Source organism: Rhodoflexus sp. (assembly GCF_053489755.1).
This window is the reverse complement of the sequence record NZ_JBRCHD010000065.1, coordinates 16357-39138: the sequence shown is the minus strand read 5'-3', so window position 1 is coordinate 39138 and position 22782 is coordinate 16357. Positions and strand designations below refer to the sequence as shown.

Here is a 22782-nt window from a genome sequence, read left to right as displayed (position 1 = left end):
ATTGTACTATGTTTTTGTTAAAAAATGTATGCGTGCATAACATCTCGACTGTCTGTTTGTGCGGTGTGGATAACTTTTGGGGAAAAAAGAGTAATTTTGCACTTCTTATTTTTAGCCTTCGCATGAGCGACTTTATCAGCCATGAATGTGGCATTGCGCTGATTCGGCTTCGCAAGCCTCTTTCCTATTACATTGAGCGATACGGCACGCCTGCTTATGCCATCAACCGCTTGTATCTTCTAATGGAAAAGCAACGCAATCGTGGACAGGACGGTGCGGGTATCGCCAACATCGTTATCAATCCGCGACCCGGCAATCCATACATGCGACGGGTGCGTTCCATTAAAGCACAACCCATTGCACACATCTTCAAAAAGGTAGGCAAGGCGTTGCGCAAAGCGCAGAAAAAGCACCCTGATAAATACTTAAATGCCAACTGGCTGAAAAATAATGTGCCTTACACAGGCGAACTCTGGCTGGGGCATTTGCGCTACGGCACTTTCGGCGGCAATGGCATCGAGAGCGTCCATCCGTTTATTCGCCGCAGCAACTGGCGCAGCCGCAACCTGATTGTAGCAGGCAACTTCAACATGACCAACGTAGATGACCAGTTTGAGAAACTCATCAGCCTCGGTCAGCATCCCGAAGCTAAAGCCGATACAGTTACCGTATTGGAAAAAATAGGACATTTCCTCGATTCGGAAAATCAGCGCCTGTTTGACCAATACAACCAGCAAGGCTTTGATAATCAGGAAATTACCACTCTTTTAGAAAAGCACATAGACTTACAGCGCGTATTGCAGCGGGCTTGCAAAGACTTTGACGGCGGCTATGCAATGGCAGGACTGACGGGCTACGGAGCAGCATTTGTTGCCCGCGACCCGGCGGGTATCCGTCCGGCCTACTACTATGCCGACGATGAAGTTGTTGTGGTTGCCTCCGAAAAACCTGCGATTAAAACTGCGTTTGGCTGCCGGTACAATCAAATTCAGGAAATCACGCCCGGTCATGCGTTAATTATCGACAAAGACGGCGACTACCGCATGTTGTCTTTCACCGATGCGTTACCCAAGCGTTCGTGCAGTTTTGAGCGCATCTACTTCTCACGCGGCAACGACCCAGAAATTTATCAGGAGCGCAAGGCGCTGGGCTACCTCCTCCGCGACCAAATCCTTAAAGCTATTGACTACGATCTGAACAATACCGTATTTTCCTACATCCCCAACACGGCAGAAACCGCCTTTCTGGGTTTGATGCAGGGCATAGATGAGTTTTTGATTGAGCAGCGCAAAAAGGCTATTTACGAAGGAAAACTCAGCAGCAAAGACATAGATGCTGTGCTGTCGTTCCGCCCACGTGTGGAAAAGTTAGTGATTAAAGATGCCCAGTTGCGCACCTTCATCACCGACGATGCACACCGCGACGATTTAGTCGGGCATGTGTACGACACCACCTACGAAGTCATCAAAAAACGGCACGATACGATTGTGGTAATAGACGACTCTATCGTGCGCGGCACTACGCTGGAACGCAGCATTATCAATATGCTGGAAAAACTCGAACCCAAGCGCATCGTGATTGTCTCTTCTGCGCCGCAAATCCGTTTCCCCGATTGCTACGGCATAGATATGTCGCGGATGCAGGACTTTGTAGCTTTCCGCGCCGCCTGCGAGTTGCTCAAAGAACACAAAAAACTTTATCTGCTGGAAGAAGTTCACCAAAAGTGCGTAGATTCCATGAAGTTGGAGAAGCACAAAGTCGTCAATCACGTAAAGGAAATCTACGAGCCTTTTACCTACGAACAGATTTCGGATAAAGTGGCGCAGATTGTCAAACAGCCGCACATTCAGGCAGAAGTAAAAGTTGTTTATCAAACGGTAGAAAATCTGCACAAAGCCTGCCCTAATCACATTGGGGATTGGTATTTTACAGGCAACTACCCCACGCCCGGCGGTAATTATATCGTCAATAGGGCGTTTATCAATTTTATGGAAGGTTCGCAAGAGCGGGCTTATTAACGAACCGATGCTATGTGAAAGAGGCTGTCCAAAACCTGATGGGTTTTCAAAACCGTCAGGTTTGTGTGTGAACAAACATAGTGTAAAAGATATTTTGAGAGGATGAAGCTGACATTTTGGGGGGCTGCCCGACAAGTTACGGGCAGTATGTATTTATTGGAATTGGAAGACGATTACCGCATCCTGATAGATTGCGGTTTTGATATGGACAGAGAGCGCGGCAAAGAAGACGAACTGCCGCAAGCGTTTCCCGGCTCGGTGTTTCCTTTTGATGCAAGTACGATTAATCTGGTGCTGCTGACGCACGCTCACATTGATCACTCGGGCAATATCCCGAACCTGTATCGCGAAGGCTACGAAGGGCAAGTCCTTTGCACATCGCCAACAATAGACTTGACACATCTCTTGCTGACCGACTCGGCGGCACTACACCGCCGTCGCCTGCAAAATCTTTCCAAAAAGAAAAAAAAGAAGGAAACGCCGCCGTCTCATGTGGTCAATGGGTGGTACGTTGAAAAACAGGTAGATGCGGCAATCAACAATTTTGTTGGCATCGCTTTCAACCAACGGTTTCAGGTGAAAAAGGGTTTGCACGTCACTTTTATCCCGGCAGGTCATTTGCTCGGCGCTGCTAATATTCTCATTGAAGTAAACCAAGACGGCAAACGGCGCAGCCTGTTGTTTTCGGGCGATGTTGGACGCTGTAACTACCCGCTGCTGCCCGACCCTTCGCCCGTTCCGCAGGTGGACTACCTGATTTGCGAAAGCACCTATGGCGGACGCAACCATACGCCCAACGTGGAAGTGGAAACCGAATTAGAACAAGCTATTTTAGAGACCTGTGTAGATAAACCCGGCAGGCTGATTATCCCCTCGTTTAGCGTAGGACGCACACAGTCTTTGCTCTACACATTCAATAAATTGGCAACCCAAAGACGGCTGCCGCCTATCAAAGTGTTTTCCGATAGCCCGATGGCTTTGCAGAGCACCAAAATTTACGCGCGCTACAACAAACTGCTCAACCAAGATGCCCGCGATTTTTTGGCGACCCACGAAACCCTGTTTGACTTTGAAAACTTGGTCATTGTAGAAGACCTGAAAAACAGCAAAGCTATCAGCAACTATCGCCAACCTTGTATCATCATTTCCTCTTCGGGTATGCTGGAAGGCGGACGGATTCAGCACCACATCCATCACAACCTCTCCAATCCCTACTGTACTGTTCTGATGATTGGTTACAGCGCAGAAAATACGCTGGGCAGACAACTACTGGACGGCATTTCCTCGCTGCGTGTGGGCGACAAGGAAATTCCGGTGCTTGCTAAAATGAAATACACCGATGCGTTCAGCGGACACGGCGACCAAGACGACCTGATAAAGTTTGTTAAACAGCAAGCGCCTAACCGCTTGAAACAGCTATTTTTAGTGCATGGTGAACAGGATTCTATGGAAGCCTTCCAATCGGCGCTGCAAAAAGAAGGCTATCATCAGATTGCCATGCCCGAAAAAGGACAAACTTTTGTGTTGGAATAAGGCAATATACTCTGCGCTCAATCCTTGTGTTCTTTTAGATTTGCTTTGCGATAAATGAATAACCACAAATAATACAGAAGCCTTTGCGCATGACTGAATACTTGGAATACCGCTACCCCGATATGCGACTGTTTCGCATCGTTTGCAATCCTGAAGCAGCGCCCGATTTGCTGGCGATGGAATTTCGCAAGCCCGACGGCGTAGCGTTCAGTGTGCTCAATATCAGCGAAGGAAGCCTGCCAATAGACGACTGGCAACCACCCGAACAGCCTTTGACATACCATCTGGCGGGTTTGACAGCGGAACTGATGCTGCTCTACCAACAACAAGGCAGCCGTTACCCCGACCCGCGCGGCGTTTGGGCGTGGGAGATGGCAAGTACAACGCTGCGCTGGCAGCAACCCGATGACTACCTGACGGAAGTAACCGAAAACGCGCTGCATACGTACCGGATAGAACAGGGCGAAATCCTGCGCCGCAGCCTTGACCCAAACACAGGGCAAACCATACAACCTGACGCTGGCAACAGCGAAAATATATCAACCCAAAAAATTTCCACACCTGTTATTTACGACCGGCAATCGCCTCATTTTGAGGGGATTGCCGATTATTTACAGCAATTGACAGGCGAAAATCCCGCTTTTTCTATTCACTATTGGGAAAACAGCCGCTACATGCTTTTTGCCTGTGATACAGAGGCAGGTTCGCTCAAATGGCTGGCTCTCGAGGCTGCCACGGGCAAGATAGCCGCGCAGGCAACCCTTGCAGACAAAGTAAAAGGCTTTGCCGAAGACGTATTTTTTGTGATGAGCGAAAGGTTCGCGATTTTGCTGTTGCCCGACGGCATACAAGTATTTGAGATGCAAGGCTAAAAATCCTTACATTTGAAACTGCGCTAAACGCTGTAACAAGTGGCTGTCAAAAAATTATTGCAGGTATTCCGGCAACGCCTGACCAATCTTTCCGGTAACAATCGTTCGCTGCTGCTGCTGCGGCTCTACATTGGGCAGCATATAGATTTGCAGCAGTTCGATTTTGTTCTTGGCAAACCTGCTTTCGATATTATTCGCCAGTTGGTAGCGGGAAAAAGTCGCATTCCGCTGTGTCAGGTGGCAGATGCCCGCGACGCTGCCAACAATCGGGTGAGCTACCTGACTAAGCAACTGCAACGCACCGCACAGACCGTACTGGAAGAGCAAGGCGCCGAAAATCTTTGTGTGGGTTATCCTTTCGTACAAGGCCGACTCAACAACGATACGGTTGTCCGCTGTCCGCTGCTGTTTTTTCCGGTGCGGCTGGCGACGCACAACGGCAAATGGCTCTTGACGCTGCGCGAAGACGTGCCGATTGGCTTTAACAAGACCTTTCTGCTAGCGTATGCGCATCACAACGGGCAGCCGCTCAATCAGTTGCTCAATGATTGGACACCCGAAAATCCCGCTGAAGACGTAATAACATTTCTCACAGGACTGTATCGCCTGCTGGAAAGCGCCAAACTGGAACTTCATTTTAATGCCGGACAGTTCGAGGAGCGGTTGCAGCCTTTTACTACTTTCACCAGAAAAGAATTAGACGCAGCTACAGCCACAGGGCAGCTCAAATTAGTTCCCGAAGCGGTTTTAGGGCAGTTTCCACAGGCAGATTCTTACCTTGCACCCGACTACGACGTGCTGTTGGCAGACGAGCAGGCGGAGGATCTCGAAGTATTTTTCAACAAGGCAAATGTGCGGCAAGCGCCTCGCGAAGAGGAAATCGTAACTCCCTACGAGATAGATGCTACGCAGGAAAAAGCGCTGCGATTAATCAAAAGCGGGCAGTCGCTGGTCGTGCAAGGCCCGCCGGGAACAGGCAAGTCGCAACTCATTGTCAATCTGATTGCCGACGCAATGGCTTCGGGAAAGCGCGTGCTGGTGGTTTGCCAGAAAAAGGCTGCCTTAGATGTTGTTTATCAGCGTTTGCAGGAAAAAGAACTGCATCATTTTGCAGCGCTTGTCCACGATTTTCAGCAAGACCGCGCCCGCATTTATGCCAATATTGCCCGCCAGATTCAGCAGGTGCAGGAAAAGCACGAGCAGCGCATAGATGTAGAAATGCTGCAAAACGAGCAGCAGTTTTTGCAAATCGCACGGCGCATTGTGCAAGCCGAGCGCGAGTTGGAGGACTTCCGCAAAGCCCTCTTCGATGAAAGTACTTGCGGCATCAGCGCCAAAAATCTTTACCTGACCAGTTCGCTCAAGCGTCCGCATGTGCAGATGAGCGAGTCCTTGTCCAACTATTTTAACCATGAAAATGCGCAGTCCTTTGCAAACCTTTTGCAGCGCTATCTTTCCTATGCGCGGCAGACAGACGCTCCGACTTCGCTCTGGCGCAACAGGCGTTCTTTTGCCGAAAAATCCATTGCCGACCTGCGCCCGATGCAGCAAGTTTTGGAGAAAGTTCCGGCGGTGGTTGATATTTGCAGGCACATGCTCGCTGATAATCCGCTGACGCAGGACTTTACCCAAAAAACATGGACAAGGGTGAGTCGGCTTCCTGAAAGTTTGCGACAACTTCAGGATACGCTTGAGCCGCGAGCAAGTTGCCTGCAATGGGAGGCTTACAATACAATAGCGGCGCAGTGGCTGCAACGCAATCGGGCGCAACTGCCGCTGAATTTTGCGCAGGTGGCAGCACAGGTCGTAGCGTGGGCAGAGGAGCTGAGCAACTGGCAATTAGCGCCGCAGGCAGTACCCGAAGCTAAAGTATTGCTCCAAAGCTATCTGCACGATCATCAAAACTGGACAGGTGCAATCAAATGGTTCTTTTCCGGGAAAAAGAAACAACTGCGCGAGTGGCTGACTTTGCATCAGTTGCCGCTTTCGGTGCAAGGTGCAAGCGATTTGCTTCACAAAATTACTTGCTACGAGCAACTGCAAGCCGCAAAATCTGCGCTGCAAGGAATATTACCCTTTCTGCCTTATCCCGATTCGCTGGATGTTCAACAATGGAAAATATTTTTCACAAAAACCGTAGAATATCGGCAAATCCTTGCCGACTGGTGCGATTTTGTAGCTGAGCATTTGCCCGATTTTGACGTAGTGACAAGCAAGTGGGAGGCCTTGCCGCGGCAGTGGCGACAGTTGGCAGTTGCTATGCAAAAAATTACCGACTGGCAGCAGACCTGGGGACAGGTTCTTTCCGAAGCCCAGCAGGATTTTCTCTGGGCTTATCCCGAAGAGGCAGCAGCGATGCGCACGCAGTTGGATGCGCTTTTTGAGGATTTATGTGCGATAGATGCGCTCAAATCGGAGCTGAAGAGCGAAGAGCAGGAAATGATTGAGTTATTAGCCACAGAAGCTCCCGATCGCTACGAGGAATGGCTGCCGATTTTTGAAAACTCATGGCGTTTGGCTGCGCTTGTGCGTCTGGAAAATCTTTTTCCTGTTTTGCGCAAGGCAAGCGGACAGGCGCTGCTGCAAACTGCTGACGCACTGCGGCAGGCAGTCGTACAAAAACAGGCGCTTAGTTTACAGATTGCACAGTCGCGGGCTTGGGAGCGTGCTTTCAGTAACTTAGAATACAACCGCCTGCAAAATTTAGTTAGCTACCGCGATCTGTTGCATCAGGTAAGCAAAAAGCGGGGAGTTTGGCCGCTGCGCAAACTGATTGCAAGCTATTGGGATGAGTTAGCGAACCTTGTACCCTGTTGGCTGGCTTCGCCTGAGTCTGCCTCGGCGCTGTTCCCGATGCAAGAGCTTTTCGATCTGGTAATTTTTGACGAGGCTTCGCAATGTTTTGCCGAGAAAGGCATTCCGGCCATGTACAGGGGCAAACAGGCCGTCATCGTTGGCGATGATAAGCAGTTAGCTCCCTTCGATTTGTACCGCCCGCGCTGGGAGGAGGTCAATTCCGAAGAGGAGGCAGCTCCCGAACTGGAGGTAGAGTCGCTGCTCGATCTGGGTAAGCGTTACCTGCCGCAGATGATGCTCACCGGACACTACCGCAGCCGCTACCCTGAACTGATCGGATTTTCGAACCGCCATTTTTATCAGCAGAAACTGCAAACGCTGCCCTATCGCAGCGATTGGCAGCCACAAAGCAGCGCTATTCGCTTTGTGAAGGTCGAGGGCATTTGGGAGGGCAAAACCAATCGCATCGAAGCCGAAACCGTCGTGCAAATCATTAGCGAGCAATTAGTACAGTATCCCGATCGAAGCATCGGTATCATTACATTCAATATTCACCAGCAGCAGCTCATCATGGATTTACTAGAGCAAAGCGGACTTTCGCTGCCCGCTTCGCTGTTTGTCAAAAATATTGAAAACGTGCAGGGCGATGAACGGGACTGTATCGTCTTTTCCGTCGGCTATGCGCCCTCGGCTGCGGGCAGACTGCAACTCAACTTTGGCAGCCTGAGCCAAGTCAAAGGCGAAAACAGGCTGAACGTAGCCGTTACCCGCGCTCGCGAGCGCATTATTGTAGTCAGCAGTATTTTTCCACAGCAGCTACAGGTGGAAAACGTTGCCAACAATGGCCCGCGCCTGTTGCGTGCTTATTTGGAATATGCCTATGCGGTGTCGGAACAGGCACCGCATGTGAGCGCAGTGGTTCGGGGGAGCGAACAACTGCCCGATCACTCGTTGGCAAGCCGCTTGCAAAGCGCAGACAGTCGCCTGCGGAGCGGTCAGCCCTTCGCCGATCTGATAGCAACTGACGAGAATGCTGTGCCTACAACGATGATCCTGACCGACGACTTACCTTTTTATCGTGCAGTTTCGGCGCGTAGCATCTTCGTGTATCAGCCGCTGCATTTCAACCGCAAAGCATGGGACTATCGGTATCAGTTCAGCCGCAACTGGTGGAAGGAAAATGGGTAAATAAATCCTCTATAGGAGGTATTTGTTGCAGCCTTTAAACCGTTACTTACGTAATATAGGAGATCGGCTAAGCCGCCCGATCTTTGTATATTGCAGACAAAATGTAACTCATTTTCCATGAAAAAGTTATTTTTTATTGCGTTGATGGCGCTTGCCATGCTCCAGCCAATTTGGGCAGAGGCAGCAGCGCCTTATCCTGCTCATGCCGCTGCAATAGCGCATAGTTTGTATGTGCCAACACCTGCCGATACCCTGAAAGCAATCAGGTTAGAACAGCCTAAGGATGTAGTGATTACGGGCAAAGAGCAAATAATTACATGGACTGCCAATTTTACGGATACAGTTCGGATAGAGCTTTTCAAAAACGAAGTCCTCTATGCAACAGTAGAATACCGTATAGCGAGCCGCCCGGGTGCAAATAGTTTTGTTTGGAACGTGCCTGCCAACTTTCCCAAGGGCGGTGGCTACCGGATCGTAGTCCAGTCGGTTAATGACAACAACCTGAATGGTAAAAGCAACTTGCTGACTTTCAAAGCAGACAGCAAGAACAACCGCAGGTATATCTGGATAGCAGGTAGTTTGATTTTAGCTGTAGGGCTTAGCTTCCTTGGTATTCAGCTTGCCCGGCCGCGCACTGGCGAACTTCCTGAGCCTCCGCTGCCGGACGGCCAGTAACAAAAACGAATCCATTTTTTTCAAGTAATTTTCAAACTTTGCCACAAGATGATGACAAAGCAACTATTTCAAAAATTAATGTTGTGGGCGCTGCTACTGACACCTGTCTGGGCATCTGCGCAGGCTGTAACGCTCACCTCGCCCAACGGCGGCGAAAACATCACGGCTGGTAGTACGGTCAATATTACCTTTACATTTATTCCGGCAAGCATTCCGGCAAACGATGTATTCGTATTGGAACTGCTGGCAGGCGGCGAACTCTACCAGACTCTTACGCCGTCTGCGATTACGGCAAGTCCTTTTGTGTGGAACGTTCCTGCAACGATAGCCAGCCGCAATGACTACCGCATTCGAATCCGCCGCGCTACTGCTTCGGCAGAAACCGACCAAAGTGATAATAACTTCACTATTACCGGCGGCAGAAGTATTACCATCACCCAGCCCAACGGTGGGCAGGCGCTGCAAAAGCCAACTATCACCACTATCACATGGACAAGCACAAACCTGCCTCCGACAGAAAACGTGCGCATAGAGCTTTTGCGCGGCGGCAGCGTGCAGGCGGTTTTGTTTGCTTCCACTCCCAACGACGGCACAGAGCTTTGGAACGTAGCCGCTGACCTGCCCGATGATGCCAACTATCGCATCCGCATCAGCAGCGTTGCCGATCCTTTTGTAAGAGCTTCCAGTGCATTCGATTTTATCATTGGGCGTGTGCTGCTTTTAGAAGCGCCTAATGGCGGCGAACGGTGGCAGCGCGGCACAACGCAAAATATCCGCTGGCTAACCAGTATCCCGGGTAATTTTCGCATTGAGTTGCTCAAGGCAGGAGTTGTAACGGCAAGCATTAGCACAGGTACGGGCTTGCAGACTTTTCCATGGACAATACCTAATAACCTGCCCGACGGCGACGACTATCGCGTCCGCCTGACAAATAACTCGGATAATACGATCAGCGTTACTTCTGCTAATAACTTTACGATTGGTAATTTCCTGATCCTGAATGCTCCTGCGACAGGTGCAAACGTTTTGCGCGGCGCTAATTTTAATATCACATGGGAAACTAATTTGACGGGAAACCTGCGCATAGAACTGCTGCGCGGCGCTGTAACTGAAGTGCTGGCGGCAAGCGTTCCTGCTGCCAACGGGACTTTTACATGGACAGTTGCTAATACGCTGCCCGAAGGCAACGATTATCGCATTCGTTTGACGAGCCTCGATACTACGCCTGAATATGTAGCCACTTCGGGTAATTTTTCCATTGCAGGGCCTTTTGGGCGCATTGTTTCCCCCAATGGCGGGGAGGTATTTAACCGCACCCGCAACTTCCCGATCATTTGGCAGAGCAACTTGGGCGGTAATGTGAACATAGACCTCGTGCGCGCCGGAACAGTTGTTCAAAATCTTGCAACCAGCATCCCGAATAATGGCAACTTTGATTGGCTGATTGCACCGACTGTAACGCCTGCTAATAACTATCGCATCCGAATTACTTTCCTTGCCAATAACTCCAGCTCGGAGAGTGCGGCAAACTTCGAAATTCTGGCCGATCCTGTAATTACTGTACAGACACCGAACGGCGGCGAAACCTTTTTTCGCACCCGCAGCCATGCGATTGTATGGACGGACAATATTCCCGAAAATGTGAACATTGATCTGTTCAGAGGAGGTAACTTCCTGCGCCCGATTGCTACTAATGTAGCCAGCAATGGCAATTTCCAATGGACAGTTCCTGCTGATGTGCCTGTGGGCAACAACTACCGCGTGCGCGTCAGAAGTGCGCAGGACTCACTCATCCGCGATTTGAGCGATAATGACTTTGCGATTGCCAATAATGACACAATCCGCGTTACTGCACCCAATGGCGGTGAGGCTATCGTGCGCGGTACAACATTCACTATCCGCTGGCAAACCAACATTACGCAAGGCAACGTAATTATTGAACTGTTGCAAAACAACAATCTGCTGGGCGTTGTCAATCCCAGTGTTCCTGCGGCGCAGGGCAGCTTTACATGGATTGCGCCTGTAGGGCTGGGTATCGGTCAGGAGGGTTACCGCATTCGTGTACGTACAGAAGACAACCGCGCTACCGATGTAAGCGACAACGATTTCCGCCTCCTGGCACAGCAGTTCAGCATTATCACTCCTTCCGGTGGACAGCAACTGTTTCTTGGCTTTGGCTATGACATCACATGGGTAACCAACCTGCCCGGCAATGTGCGCATAGACTTGTTCCGTGGCAGCGTTTCGTTGCGTACTATTGCAGACAATGTTACGGGCAATATTTTCCGCTGGGTAGTTCCTACAGATCTACCACCATCGAGCGATTACCGCATCCGCATCACCAATCTGGGAGACGAAACACGTTTCACAGAAACCGTTGGCTTTATAGAACTGATCCGTCCGACAATCACAGTGCTGACACCTAATGGTGGAGAAGCGTGGTTTAGCAATAACTTCCGCTACAACATCACTTGGCAGGACAATCTTAACGGGGAACCTGTACGCATAGACTTGCTCAGAGGTGGCGTAGTGCTGCAAAACATTGCCACTTCGGTAACAGGCGGCACTTTCAACTGGACGCTGCCTGACAACTTGACTACAGGTACAGATTATCGCGTTCGCATCAGCGCAGTAGGTGCGCCTACATTCTTCGACGACAGCAATGCCGATTTCCGCATTACTCGCCCCGAAATTACGGTAACATCGCCTGCTGCAGGCGTTACATGGTTTCGCACGCTGTCTTACAATATTGTATGGCAGAGCAATCTTGGCAACCTGCTGCACCGGATAGAGTTGGTGAATGCTGACGGAACGCTTGTGCGCGAGATTGCAAGCAGCGTAGAGAATAGCGGCACTTTTAATCGCCTGATTACACCAGACTTTCCTTTGGGAACGAACTTCCGAGTACGCGTTTCGGTTGCCACCAATAGCGCTGTTTTCGGACTTAGCAATGGCGTATTCAGCATTGCCGTAGATAATATTCCGCCGGTAATCAGCAATACCAACTTCCCGACAGTACTTGACCTGAGCCAAACGATCGAATCTATTGCGCCGACGATTACCGCTACGGACAACGTAGGCATTCAGCGCGTGATATGCTTTTTTAAAGGTATTACGCAAGACGATAACTCATTCCGCCAGCGCGATGCCGTACTGACAGATAACGTTTATCGTGCATTTATTGCCAGTGGAGATTTTGACGAACTGGGCGTAGAGTACTTCTTCGAAGTAATTGATCGTTCGGGCAATACAACCAGATCGCAGCGCGGCTACACCTACGTGCGCTACTCGAGCAGTCGCGGGCTGCTTATTCCCGACATCCGCTTTGGTCAGTCGCAGGAGGCATATCAGATCATTTCTGTACCGCTCAACTTAGACAACCGCGATGCGCTTGCCGTACTCGAAAATGAACTGGGGCAACCCGACAGGCTTCGTTGGAGGCTTTTCCACTACGAAAACGGACAAAATCTCGAATATCCGCAAGGTTTCCGCAATATTGTCCTTGGCAGAGGTTACTGGCTGATCGTGCGCGAACCATGGGCAGGTGCTTCCAATAGCATTGATACCGGCCCGGGCGATGGAGCGCGTAATAATCAAGCCAATCCTTTTGTAATGAACCTGCAACAAGGCTGGAATCAGATTGCATCGCCGTATAACTTCAATATTTCGTGGAACGATGTACGTGCGGCCAATAACAACCCGAACGGCTTGGGCAGGCTGCGTACTTTCGATGGTAACTTCCGCGATGAAGACGTGCTGCGCAGATTCCGCGGTGGCTTTGTATTTGCCGATCGCCCGTTGAGTGTGAACATTCCTGTACTGAAAAACCGCAGTATCAACAGCGGCAGACTGGAAGCAGAAGATCAAACCCTGCGCAACCCGCTCAACAGCGGCGCATGGGATGTGCAACTGCGCGTCCGCAACGGCGAGTTGGTCAATACGCTCGGTGGCTTTGGTATGCGCCCCGATGCAGCCGAACTCAAAGACGATTACGACGATATGACACTGCCGCGCTTTGCCGACTATCTGGAGGTAAATTTCCTGCGCACCGATTATTTCTATCCTAAGTTTACCAAAGACGTAGTGCCAACAGCGGGCGAGTACGTCTGGGAATTCAGCATCGAAACCAATCGCACAGGTGGCAATATATCCATCGAGTGGGATAACAGCTACTTTGGCAGCAGCGCGATGCTATTCCTCTATGACCGCGAGGCACAGCGCTACGTGGATATGAGCAAAACCAATCGCTACACTTTCCGCAGCGAACAGGCGGCGCATCGCTTCCGCGTGATCTACGGCGACTGGAACTTTGTGCAGCGACAAATGAATGTAGAGCAGGTATCATTTCAGGTATGGCCTAACCCGGCACACAGCCAAGCCAACCTAGACTTTGCCCTGCCCGATCATCTGGAAGGTGCAAACGTGCAACTGAGCATTGTCAATGCGATGGGACAACAGGTGTTCAGCGAAGGCAAACAGTACCGCGCAGGTTTCCACACCCGTACATGGGATCGGAATGCTGCCCAACTGCTGGCAAAAGGCGTATATCTCTGTCGTTTGGAGGTAAGCCATCCTTCATTGGATAAGCCGATGGTTGTTCTGCGTCGTTTAGTAATAGAATAAGCCGGCAATTGGCGCTATAGCCATTTATAGCTAATTTTGGCAGGGGTTTGCAAAAGCCTCTGCCATTTTTATTCTCAAACCGACACTATGAAAGGTATCATCTTAGCCGGAGGCTCCGGTACGCGCCTATATCCGATTACGATGGCGGTCAGCAAGCAGTTAGTGCCTGTGTACGACAAGCCGATGATCTATTATCCCCTCTCCACGCTGATGCTGGCAGGCATCCGCGAAATTCTAATTATTACTACGCCCGAAGATCAGCCCTCATTTATGCGCTTGCTGGGCGATGGCAGCAGAATTGGCTGTCGCTTCGAGTATGCCGTGCAACACGTTCCCAATGGTTTGGCGCAGGCTTTCGTGATCGGACGCGAGTTTGTCGGACAGGACAAGGTAGCGCTTGTGCTCGGCGATAATATTTTCTACGGCGCAGGCATGTCTGCACTGCTGCAAGCGAACAACAATCCCGATGGTGGAGTGGTATTTGCCTACCACGTATCCGATCCAGAGCGCTATGGCGTAGTGGAGTTCGATGGGCAGATGAATGTACTTTCTATCGAGGAGAAACCTCAACAGCCCAAGTCCAACTATGCTGTTCCGGGGCTGTATTTCTACGATAATACAGTGCTTGATATTGCTGCCAATATTAGCCCCTCTGCGCGAGGGGAGTATGAAATCACAGATGTCAATAAGGAATACCTGCGGCAAAACAAGCTCAAAGTGGGCGTATTGCAGCGCGGTACGGCGTGGTTAGACACCGGCACGTTCAATTCGCTCATGCAGGCCGGACAGTTCGTACAAGTGATCGAAGAGCGCCAAGGACTGAAGATAGGCTGTATTGAGGAAGTTGCTTACAAAATGGGCTTTATTGGCAAACAGCAACTGCTCGAAATAGCAGAACCGTTGCTCAAGAGTGGCTACGGGCAGTATTTGGTCAAATTGGTACAGAATTAGGCTTTATTTAGCCCCAGATATATTGTCCCAGATCGAAAAGCTGCCAGATAGAAGCAATAACTACGGCTACCAGCAGGCGATACGTCCAAATGGCAGCGTACTGGCTTTTCAAAGCAAAACGCGCTGCTACGAATGCGCCAATACTTTGCCCGATTGCCATGATACCGCCATAGATCCAGTCCACTTGCCCGTAATAAATAAAGATCAGGAACGAGGGAATATTGATGAAAAAAACAACGCTTAGTTTGAGAATAGTTGATTCCTGCGTATTGAACCGCGCCACTAGCACCAAAGCGATCATTAGGAAAATACCAATCCCCGCCTGAATAAATCCGCCGTAAAAGCCAATGGCAAAAAATACAATTAGGTTTAGTAAATTTCGCTGGCCGGCGGCTTCGCTTTGTTCGCGTTGCCATTTTTTGGGTTTGTAGAGGATAATGAATAGCATCAGCACCATGATGATGCCGAGCCAGCGCTCAAATACTTCGCCCGAAGTTTGCGTGGCCAGCCATGCCCCAACGATACCACCCAGCACCGCAGGAACAACAAACCATGCAGAACCCTGTACGTGTGCCTTGCCATGCCGGGCAAAGGCAAACATGCCTACCGAAGTTTGTACCATTACGCCCAGTCGGTTGGTTCCATTGGCAATATTGGCAGGTAGCCCTGCAAAAATCAGCGCAGCAATCGTTACGACTGAGCCGCTGCCCGTCAATGTATTAACAAAACCTGCAAAACAGCCTGCCACCAACAGCAGCAGGTACAGTCCTGTATCAGCAAAATTCAAATCAATCAAGTGTTAACGTTGTTGGCAGTTTTGTTGGAAAATGCAGCAATGAACCTGTCCATTGCAGAGAATACGAGTTCGATGCTGTATCCCGAGAGGAAAGATAGCGCAAAGGGTCCTAAGTTGTACACGCTGAAGATCTCTCCTCCGTTTATTCCACCAACGGGGGTCAGAAACCATCCGACGATCAACCCTGACAGTGCGCCCAATTGAATCCGCAGGTTGTAGTTTACCGCGTCGTCGTTAGAATAAGTCATGTTTTGTACCTCTTCAGAAATTTCGCGCAGTACGTAGGCACAAGCGCCCATCATACCATAGAGGAGCGGTAGTAGATACATATTCACTACCTGCAAGGGAAAGCCAACCGAGTAAGCCATCCGTGCCAGCGGTCGGTAGCGGTTAAAGCTATCATCTTGCGGTGCCCAGCCAACATCTACGATTGCGACGGTATCTCTTTCTATGTTGGGTGTATAAAGACCCAGTGTAATAGTGCGTGTCCACCAGCGATGCCAACCGATCATGTAGTTAAAGTTGGACTCTAATATTGTTTGCGACTTACCCAAGTCGTAGTACAGTTGCCAGTACTTGCTGCTGTCGGCAGATTGTTCGGTAACATTTGCCTGTAATTGCCAACTTTTGAAGAGCAATGAGTCAAAGTTTGCCTGTAGATTTTTATTTTCTCTGGTAAGTTCGCTGCCCGTAAAAGAGTAAATCTGTGCAACAATAATCATAAGCAATATCACAATGGCAACAGCCCGATAGCGCAATACCGCTAGGCGCGAATCAGCTATGTTTTGGTCTTGCCAGTTGCCTGTGAGCATTTTTAGCAGGAAGGAGGCTCGCTTTCCGTAGAAGCGCTTACCCGCCTTGATACTACTGACCGTTGCCGGACGAACGGCGATAGATATTTCCCGATAGGCTTTCCAAAATGCGGATTCCTTTTCGGCATCCCACTCTTGTATGTACTTAGCAGAAATAATGGCTGCCATTGTCTCGTCCGAAATATCAATACCCTTGTGGATGGTGTACTCCAGTAAAATATTTGCTTCTTCGGCAGCCCACTTGATCTGTGCGTGTATATCCCTGACAGGAGGCTCTGTCGGCAGTTGATCCTCATTTTCGACAGGCTTCTCTACTGTCCTTTCTGTGTTGAGCGGTGTTTGCTCTTCGAGAATCTCATCAGGCGTTTGGGAACTCATAAAAAAATCGGATGATGTAAGAAAGTCCAATTTACAAAGCTTTGCACAAAAAAAGTCATAGCATCTATATTTGTACGATTTATTGGACAAACCTATGCAACATATTTTGGTAACAGGTGGGGCAGGCTTTATCGGAGCTAATTTTCTGCCTTATTTTCTGGAAAGCAATCCCGACTGTTTTGTCGTCAATTTAGATCTGCTTACCTATGCGGGCAATCTTGACAACCTACAAGAGATAGACGGGCATCCGCGTTATAAGTTCATTAAAGGGGATATTTGCAACCGCGAGTTGGTAGAGTTTATCTTCCGCGAGTACGACATACGCGGCGTGATTCACTTTGCTGCCGAAAGCCATGTGGATAATTCCATTGCAGGGCCGGAAGCCTTTATCCGCACCAATGTTAATGGTACGTTCACGCTCATAGACGTTGCCCGCCGCTACTGGATGGATGCGCCGTTTGAATATAAAGCCGCTTATCAGAACTGCCGCTTTCACCATGTTTCTACCGATGAGGTCTATGGCACGCTGGGCGCAACAGGGCTGTTCACCGAAACTACGCCCTACGCCCCTAACAGCCCTTACAGCGCCTCCAAAGCCGGCAGCGATATGATTGTGCGCAGCTACTTCCACACCTACGGCATGAACTGCGTAACAACCAACTGTTCCAATAACTATGGTCCCAAGCAGCACGACGAAAAACTCATCCCCGTCATCATTCGCAAGGCACTGAACAGACAGCCTATCCCTATCTATGGCGATGGGCAGAACGTCCGCGACTGGCTGTACGTCTTAGACCATTGCAAAGGCATTGCCCTTGCCTACCACACAGGTACGGCAGGCGAAACCTACAACATCGGCGGCAGAAACGAGCGTACTAATTTGCAGGTAGTCCATACCATCTGTGAAATTTTAGATAAAATGAATCCGTTGGCATCGGGTTCGTACAAGCAGTTCATTTCATTCGTAAAAGACCGCGCCGGACATGACCGCCGCTATGCAATTGATGCCTCTAAAATTGAAAATGAACTCGGCTGGCGTGCCGATGAAAACTTTGATACAGGCATTGAAAAAACAGTTGTCTGGTATCTGAACAAATACACAACTTAGTAGCTATGGAAATTCTTCGGGAAGAATTCATACAGTTTCTGGCAGGTAAAAATATAGATGCTGCGGCGCTGGCAATCGCCGAGCCGCAGCTTTTCGAAGAATGGCTGCAACTCTTTTCGCAGGTACATCCCAAAAGTTTTGTCGCACAGAAGCTCTACCAGATCAATCAGGTACGGCGAAAATACCAATTAAAGAAGTAGATTTGCTAAGCGCAGCACCTGATTGATTGTGCTGAAACTTGTTTGTAGGTACTATTGTCGAACTGCCAGCGCGCGCCGACTGTGTTTCCAGAAAAATCTTTCCGATCCGCAGCGCTGATAAAATCTGTACTACCTCAAAGAAAAAACCTGCCGCATCATGCCTAACGGCAGCATGAGCAAGGCATCGGAAAAAGAGTTTGCAGCCATCATTTGAAGCATCCTGCGGGGAATAAAAGTAGCCAACCATTTGGCAGCCACATTTTTACGCATAACTTTGCAGCCTCATTTTTACATGACAATCAATTATTTAGCTTACCGGAATGGAACTTTATTTAGACTCGGTTGATATCAAAGAGATCGAACAAGCAATGAAACTTGGTTTCGTAGCAGGTTTGACCACTACGCCTACCTTCATGCACCGCGAAGGTATTACCGACATAGACGGCACAATCCTCAAACTATCGCAAATGGTGCCTGTTTTGCAGGTAGAAGCGCTCGGAGAAACAGCAGATGCTATTTATACAGAAGCCAAGCGCCTCATCAGCATTGGCTTAGATCCTAAGAAAACCGTTTTCAAAATCCCTGTATCGCTCGAAGGCGTAACGGCTTGCAAGCGCCTGAGCAACGAGGGTATCATGGTGAATATTCACTTGGTTTACACGCTGCAACAGGCATACATGGCAATGGCAGCGGGCGCAACTTATGTCTGTCCGCTGGTGGGTCGCTTGCAAGATCAGGGACACGACGCGCTTGCACTGGTTGAACAGTGCGTAGAAGCTGTGAACTATTACGGCTACGACTCAAAAATCATGTTCTCTTCTGTTCGCCATGCTGAGCACGTGCGCAATGCCATCAATATTGGCGTACACACCTGCACGGTGCCATGGAAAGTGATGAAGTCGCTCACCGAAAACAACTTCACTACTGTTGGTACGCAGCAGTTCATCGAACATACCAAGTTGATGACCATGCGCGTAAAAGAGGTGATGAGCAGCGAAAATCCTATAGTGCAGACGCATCATTCGGTAATAGATGCTATTGTAGTGATGACCAAAGCAGGTTTTGGGGCAGTAACAGTGGTTGAAGCTGACGGCACTGTAAAGGGCGTATTCACCGACGGCGATTTGCGCCGCCACTTGGAGCACGGCGAAGGTATTCTGCAAAAGAAAATGGGTGAACTCACTTTCAAGCAGCCCATTACGATTCAGGCAGATGCCCTGCTGTTCGAGGCTTCTGAAATCTTCAAGAAAAGTCAGGTGGATACTATTGTTGTTGTCAACGGAACGAAGGCTGTCGGCATGATAGATGTTCAGGACATCGTAAAACTGAGCTGAGAAGTAGTTTAATATGAGTCATCCCAAAAATTCCGATAGAACACAGCGTTCCAAAAATTCGGGATGGCTCATGTTTGTTTCCTATCCCAACCTATGCAATCCTCCACAGTTCCCGCCCTTTTTCAAGCCATTGGTGGCGAGTTTCTGACAGATCCTGCCGTTTTGCAAAACCGAATCAGCCGCTTACAGGCTGTTTTTTTTGATTGGGACGGCGTTTTTAACAGCGGAACGAAAGGTAAACAAACCGGCAGCCCTTTTTCCGAACCCGATGCGGCAGGCACAAACTATCTGCGCTTTGGTCTCTGGCTGCTTAGCGGACAGATGCCCAAGGTATTCATTATTACAGGTGAAAATAATCCTTCCGCCTTTCAGTTAGCGCAGCGCGAACACTTTGACGGCGTGTGCTTTGGCTTTGCCGATAAAACTCAAGCCCTTGCATGGCTGCAGGAACAATACAGCATTCGGTCCGAACAAACAGCTTTTGCCTTTGATGATGTGTTGGATTTGGCACTGGCAGCGCAATGCGGGCTACGGCTTATGGTGCGCCGCAATGCAAGCCCAATGCTGACCGAATACGTAAAAAAACAAAAATTCGCCGATTATATCACAGGCAGTACGGGCGGTGAACATGCTGTGCGCGAAATCTGCGAACTGATCTTAGGCTTAGGCAATATTTACGAACAGGTACTTGCAGAGCGAATTGCCTATTCTGCTGATTACCAACAATTTTTAGCACTCAAAAAAACTCTTGCACCTGTTTTTATTACCTGTCAGAGCGAGCAGGTCGTTAAGGTGCAAGAGCTTATCTGATCAAAGCAACAATTTGCAGCACTATCGGCGTTGCTGGATACTCTCCAGCAGGCGAACTGCGCTTTCTCCAAGATGTGTATTCAGCGAGGCGCGATACTCGGGGCTGTTGCGATAGTTTCTGCCTTCTATTGCAAAGAAATCCTGAATAGCCGGCTGCCAGTCGGAAACCATCGGCATAATGATGCCAAATTCTTCAGCAGTGAAGTCTCCGACAGGGTGGCGCTTGACAGGCAATTTATCGCGGATCGCGTCATTGTAATAAACAAAATCCAAGTTGGTAAAACCTTTTGGGTCTTGCGCAACGGACTGGATAGCCTCGATACTCGAGGATAAGTATTTGATTTGCATTTCCGGCATATATTGCTTTTTGAGCGATTCGATGCGCTGTGCATTGGTAGTACCTTTAACAGTATAAGCAATCATGCCTGCGAAATCTTTACCCAACAGTTCTATTTTGCGCAAAGTAGGTACTGAGCTATGGGTTAGCAGTACGGTAGTGTTGCTAATAAATGGAGGCGAAAAGCGAATTTCTTTCTTACGTGCTTCTGTGATCGTGATGTTTCCAATACCGAAAAATCCATTACCGGATGCTTTGGTAACATCGTAGAATTTTGCAAAATCTTCGTAAGGGCGATAAACGATTTTTACCTTGATGCCTTTTTGCATCTCTAAGTATTTGGCAAAATTCTCCATCAGATCAACACAAATGCCTTTGGGCTTGTCTTTCTGGGAAGAACTGTAGGCAAACATAGGAGTTTGAATATAGTTTACTACTATAGTAGCTTCCTTAGTTTTTTGGGCTTCTGCCCAACTGGTGGCTTTGACATTCTGAGCGCTCGCAAACATCGAAAAGGTAATAAATGCCAGCAATAGCAAGCATTTTATTGTAGTAGATATGGATACCATAGGTTTAGAAATTAAGTGTGGAATCAAAAATAATATTTTTTTACACAGCTAATAAGCTAAACGCTAAAGCAACTTATTTTTTTTGCGCGAAAAATTATTTTGTAGCTTATTCGGATAGTAAAAGCGCTTTTTGAGCATCTCGCTTATCTCGCCCCGCTGCTTGTAGCCTTGATAAGTACCCCAGAATTGCATCAGGCGAAAGATAAAGATTTCGCGCCAATTGTTCCAGAAAACGCCTTCTTGTAGGGCATGATACCAGTCGCTGATAACGTTGGTAGAAAACAAATACAAAAAATCGCGCAAAGAAAAGCGTGCTTCAGGAAAAATGCGCTTATAGGCGATCGCCTCGCGGCGGTAGCGGTTTAGGATGCGCTGAGGGGTTTCCTCGTGGATATGCACGATAGGCGCTTCAGGAACGTATGCCAGCAGATAACCTTTTTGCAATGCCTTTTTGGCCCAATCCAAATCTTCTAATCCTGTGAGTTGTTCGTCGTAGGGTAGCTGCTCCCAAACGTCGCGGCGGATGCACGCATTGGCATTGTTACAAAACGGATGATCCTGCAAGTACCAGTGCGGCTCGGGGGGAAACCACTTGTGAAAAATCTGGTGTTCGGAATACTTGGTAAGTTCGTTGCCGACTTGCCTGCCAAAGGTTAGTGCTACACGGCTGTCCGCGGCAAAAGGTGCTAGCATTTTTTCTATCCAGTCGTTGCCCGTAGGATAGACGTGGGCGCTTGCAATAAGCACATAGGGGGCAGATGCGGCTGCAATCCCGCGGTTGAGTGCCCGCCCGAAGGTGAACGCTGCCGACGGGATATGCACTAACTTAGCAGGATATTGCTCTACAATGGCAATTGTGCGGTCGGTCGAGCCGGAATCTACCACTACTATCTCAACGTCGGTGAAGGTTTGCTGCATAATGCAGTCCAATAGCTTACCGATATGTTTTTCTTCGTTGTGACAGCGGATAACAACCGAACAGCGCGCCATAGTTTGCTTAAAAATCAGAAATCGCGCAAAAATACACTAACTTTTAGCTGAACCTTTGCCTAATGATGCTATCGAATACTGTTGCCTACGCTGATTTTTTGTTGCGACTACTTCTGTGTGTGGTAGAAGAAACCGCTGCCCGTTGGATATGCAGTAAAAAGCAGGAATTAACGGACAGTTTTATGGCACAGAATTTTTACTTAGCTTTTGCTGCCGCTGTTGCCTTTTCCTCAAGCGCACATACACCGCGCTGTCGAAGGCAACGCACTAACATGAGGCTGTCTAAAAAGCGCGAGTGTAGCACAGACTTCAGTCTTTAACTATTTGATTATCAAGCAACTAATAAATGACAGACTAAAGTCCGTGTTACTTTTTGGACAGCCTCTTGCACTGGAAAATCCATACGCTGCGGAATATCTGGACGAAAATGAATGGAATCAGATGGTGCTAAAAGCAATCTTTACCAATCAGCCTGTGCAAAAAATTATTGGCTTGCGGGAGCGCGCTAATGCCAATCTGGCGCGGATGCTTTCTGACTTTGCGCACGAGTGCGGGGCAGCAGGGAGGCATGTTGTTCCCAATTTGTGGCTATGTGTGAGCGATTTTGTTAACGATGACATTCTTGCCGACTTGCGCAAACTTATAGACAGTGAAGAACCTGTTCAACGACTTGCTGCAGCATTAGTCTGCCGCAACAGCGGGAATGCCGCTGCCAAAAGCCTGCTCGACTAACACCCCGACCTGCAACAGCAATTGGCGCAGGGTTTGGACTGGGAGGACTTGCGCTAATCT

17 protein-coding genes are annotated in these 22782 nt (G+C 49.1%); 12 read left to right on the top strand and 5 right to left on the bottom strand.

Going from position 1 to position 22782, the window contains the following annotated elements; all coding sequences use genetic code 11:
* Positions 1-122 precede the first annotated feature (122 nt).
* The 7 genes from ACWIP2_RS14565 (at position 123) to rfbA (ending at position 14656) form a co-directional block, all read left to right on the top strand.
* Positions 123-2018, top strand: coding sequence for an amidophosphoribosyltransferase (locus tag ACWIP2_RS14565; protein WP_448520668.1), 1896 nt, complete (start codon positions 123-125; stop codon positions 2016-2018).
* 102 nt (positions 2019-2120) lie between these two features.
* Positions 2121-3551: an MBL fold metallo-hydrolase RNA specificity domain-containing protein gene (locus ACWIP2_RS14560; RefSeq protein WP_448520667.1), complete on the top strand. Its 1431-nt coding sequence runs from the start codon at positions 2121-2123 to the stop codon at positions 3549-3551.
* Between the two features lie 89 nt (positions 3552-3640).
* On the top strand, positions 3641-4423 hold the full coding sequence (locus ACWIP2_RS14555) for a hypothetical protein (protein WP_448520666.1): 783 nt from the start codon (positions 3641-3643) through the stop codon (positions 4421-4423).
* A gap of 39 nt (positions 4424-4462) precedes the next feature.
* A complete protein-coding gene (locus ACWIP2_RS14550) occupies positions 4463-8407 on the top strand; it encodes an AAA domain-containing protein (protein ID WP_448520665.1) in 3945 nt (1314 codons plus the stop codon).
* 117 nt (positions 8408-8524) lie between these two features.
* Positions 8525-9082 carry a hypothetical protein gene (locus ACWIP2_RS14545; protein ID WP_448520664.1) on the top strand — a complete coding sequence of 186 codons (558 nt, stop codon included), beginning with the start codon at positions 8525-8527 and terminating at the stop codon, positions 9080-9082.
* 51 nt (positions 9083-9133) lie between these two features.
* Positions 9134-13705: a Ser-Thr-rich GPI-anchored membrane family protein gene (locus ACWIP2_RS14540; protein WP_448520663.1), complete on the top strand. Its 4572-nt coding sequence runs from the start codon at positions 9134-9136 to the stop codon at positions 13703-13705.
* An 87-nt stretch (positions 13706-13792) separates the two neighbouring features.
* Complete coding sequence (gene rfbA, locus ACWIP2_RS14535) at positions 13793-14656, top strand: glucose-1-phosphate thymidylyltransferase RfbA (RefSeq protein ID WP_448520662.1); 864 nt, start codon at positions 13793-13795, stop codon at positions 14654-14656.
* 7 nt (positions 14657-14663) lie between these two features.
* On the opposite strand, the gene ACWIP2_RS14530 is transcribed toward rfbA, so the two are convergent.
* Together ACWIP2_RS14530 and ACWIP2_RS14525 are read right to left on the bottom strand one after the other, a co-directional pair.
* Positions 14664-15452 carry a sulfite exporter TauE/SafE family protein gene (locus tag ACWIP2_RS14530; protein ID WP_448520661.1) on the bottom strand — a complete coding sequence of 263 codons (789 nt, stop codon included), beginning with the start codon at positions 15450-15452 and terminating at the stop codon, positions 14664-14666.
* Complete coding sequence (locus ACWIP2_RS14525; RefSeq protein ID WP_448520660.1) at positions 15449-16642, bottom strand: hypothetical protein; 1194 nt, start codon at positions 16640-16642, stop codon at positions 15449-15451. The genes ACWIP2_RS14530 and ACWIP2_RS14525 overlap by 4 nt, the downstream gene beginning before the upstream one ends.
* 94 nt (positions 16643-16736) lie before the next feature.
* Here ACWIP2_RS14525 and rfbB point away from each other — a divergent pair, with 94 nt between their 5' ends.
* Positions 16737-17750 (top strand): dTDP-glucose 4,6-dehydratase, encoded by a 1014-nt coding sequence (gene rfbB, locus ACWIP2_RS14520; RefSeq protein WP_448520659.1) that lies wholly within the window; start codon positions 16737-16739, stop codon positions 17748-17750.
* Between the two features lie 5 nt (positions 17751-17755).
* On the top strand, positions 17756-17950 hold the full coding sequence (locus ACWIP2_RS14515) for a hypothetical protein (protein WP_448520658.1): 195 nt from the start codon (positions 17756-17758) through the stop codon (positions 17948-17950).
* 129 nt (positions 17951-18079) lie between these two features.
* Here ACWIP2_RS14515 and ACWIP2_RS14510 read toward each other — a convergent pair whose 3' ends face one another.
* Positions 18080-18220, bottom strand: a complete 141-nt coding sequence (locus tag ACWIP2_RS14510) for a hypothetical protein (RefSeq protein WP_448520657.1) — start codon at positions 18218-18220, stop codon at positions 18080-18082.
* A gap of 50 nt (positions 18221-18270) precedes the next feature.
* Here ACWIP2_RS14510 and ACWIP2_RS14505 point away from each other — a divergent pair, with 50 nt between their 5' ends.
* Together ACWIP2_RS14505 and ACWIP2_RS14500 are read left to right on the top strand one after the other, a co-directional pair.
* A complete protein-coding gene (locus ACWIP2_RS14505) occupies positions 18271-19284 on the top strand; it encodes a transaldolase family protein (RefSeq protein WP_448520656.1) in 1014 nt (337 codons plus the stop codon).
* Between the two features lie 93 nt (positions 19285-19377).
* Positions 19378-20094 (top strand): phosphatase, encoded by a 717-nt coding sequence (locus ACWIP2_RS14500; RefSeq protein ID WP_448520655.1) that lies wholly within the window; start codon positions 19378-19380, stop codon positions 20092-20094.
* Positions 20095-20115: 21 nt separating this feature from the next.
* Here ACWIP2_RS14500 and ACWIP2_RS14495 read toward each other — a convergent pair whose 3' ends face one another.
* Both ACWIP2_RS14495 and ACWIP2_RS14490 read right to left on the bottom strand, forming a co-directional pair.
* Positions 20116-21000: a transporter substrate-binding domain-containing protein gene (locus tag ACWIP2_RS14495; RefSeq protein ID WP_448520654.1), complete on the bottom strand. Its 885-nt coding sequence runs from the start codon at positions 20998-21000 to the stop codon at positions 20116-20118.
* 63 nt (positions 21001-21063) lie between these two features.
* On the bottom strand, positions 21064-21990 hold the full coding sequence (locus tag ACWIP2_RS14490; RefSeq protein ID WP_448520653.1) for a glycosyltransferase family 2 protein: 927 nt from the start codon (positions 21988-21990) through the stop codon (positions 21064-21066).
* Positions 21991-22353: 363 nt separating this feature from the next.
* Between ACWIP2_RS14490 and ACWIP2_RS14485 the strand changes: the two genes are divergently transcribed.
* Positions 22354-22722 (top strand): EboA domain-containing protein, encoded by a 369-nt coding sequence (locus tag ACWIP2_RS14485; protein ID WP_448520652.1) that lies wholly within the window; start codon positions 22354-22356, stop codon positions 22720-22722.
* The last annotated feature ends 60 nt before the right edge of the window (positions 22723-22782 follow it).

Excerpts from the sequence above, each read along its gene's own strand:
- ACWIP2_RS14545 (WP_448520664.1), top strand. The coding sequence starts at position 8,525 with ATGAAAAAGTTATTTTTTATTGCGTTGATGGCGCTTGCCATGCTCCAG.
- ACWIP2_RS14490 (WP_448520653.1), bottom strand. The coding sequence starts at position 21,990 with ATGGCGCGCTGTTCGGTTGTTATCCGCTGTCACAACGAAGAAAAACAT.
- ACWIP2_RS14495 (WP_448520654.1), bottom strand. The coding sequence starts at position 21,000 with ATGGTATCCATATCTACTACAATAAAATGCTTGCTATTGCTGGCATTT.
- rfbB (WP_448520659.1), top strand. The coding sequence starts at position 16,737 with ATGCAACATATTTTGGTAACAGGTGGGGCAGGCTTTATCGGAGCTAAT.
- ACWIP2_RS14500 (WP_448520655.1), top strand. The coding sequence starts at position 19,378 with ATGCAATCCTCCACAGTTCCCGCCCTTTTTCAAGCCATTGGTGGCGAG.
- ACWIP2_RS14515 (WP_448520658.1), top strand. The coding sequence starts at position 17,756 with ATGGAAATTCTTCGGGAAGAATTCATACAGTTTCTGGCAGGTAAAAAT.
- ACWIP2_RS14555 (WP_448520666.1), top strand. The coding sequence starts at position 3,641 with ATGACTGAATACTTGGAATACCGCTACCCCGATATGCGACTGTTTCGC.
- ACWIP2_RS14505 (WP_448520656.1), top strand. The coding sequence starts at position 18,271 with ATGGAACTTTATTTAGACTCGGTTGATATCAAAGAGATCGAACAAGCA.
- rfbA (WP_448520662.1), top strand. The coding sequence starts at position 13,793 with ATGAAAGGTATCATCTTAGCCGGAGGCTCCGGTACGCGCCTATATCCG.
- ACWIP2_RS14540 (WP_448520663.1), top strand. The coding sequence starts at position 9,134 with ATGACAAAGCAACTATTTCAAAAATTAATGTTGTGGGCGCTGCTACTG.
- ACWIP2_RS14560 (WP_448520667.1), top strand. The coding sequence starts at position 2,121 with ATGAAGCTGACATTTTGGGGGGCTGCCCGACAAGTTACGGGCAGTATG.
- ACWIP2_RS14565 (WP_448520668.1), top strand. The coding sequence starts at position 123 with ATGAGCGACTTTATCAGCCATGAATGTGGCATTGCGCTGATTCGGCTT.
- ACWIP2_RS14510 (WP_448520657.1), bottom strand. The coding sequence starts at position 18,220 with ATGCGTAAAAATGTGGCTGCCAAATGGTTGGCTACTTTTATTCCCCGC.
- ACWIP2_RS14525 (WP_448520660.1), bottom strand. The coding sequence starts at position 16,642 with ATGAGTTCCCAAACGCCTGATGAGATTCTCGAAGAGCAAACACCGCTC.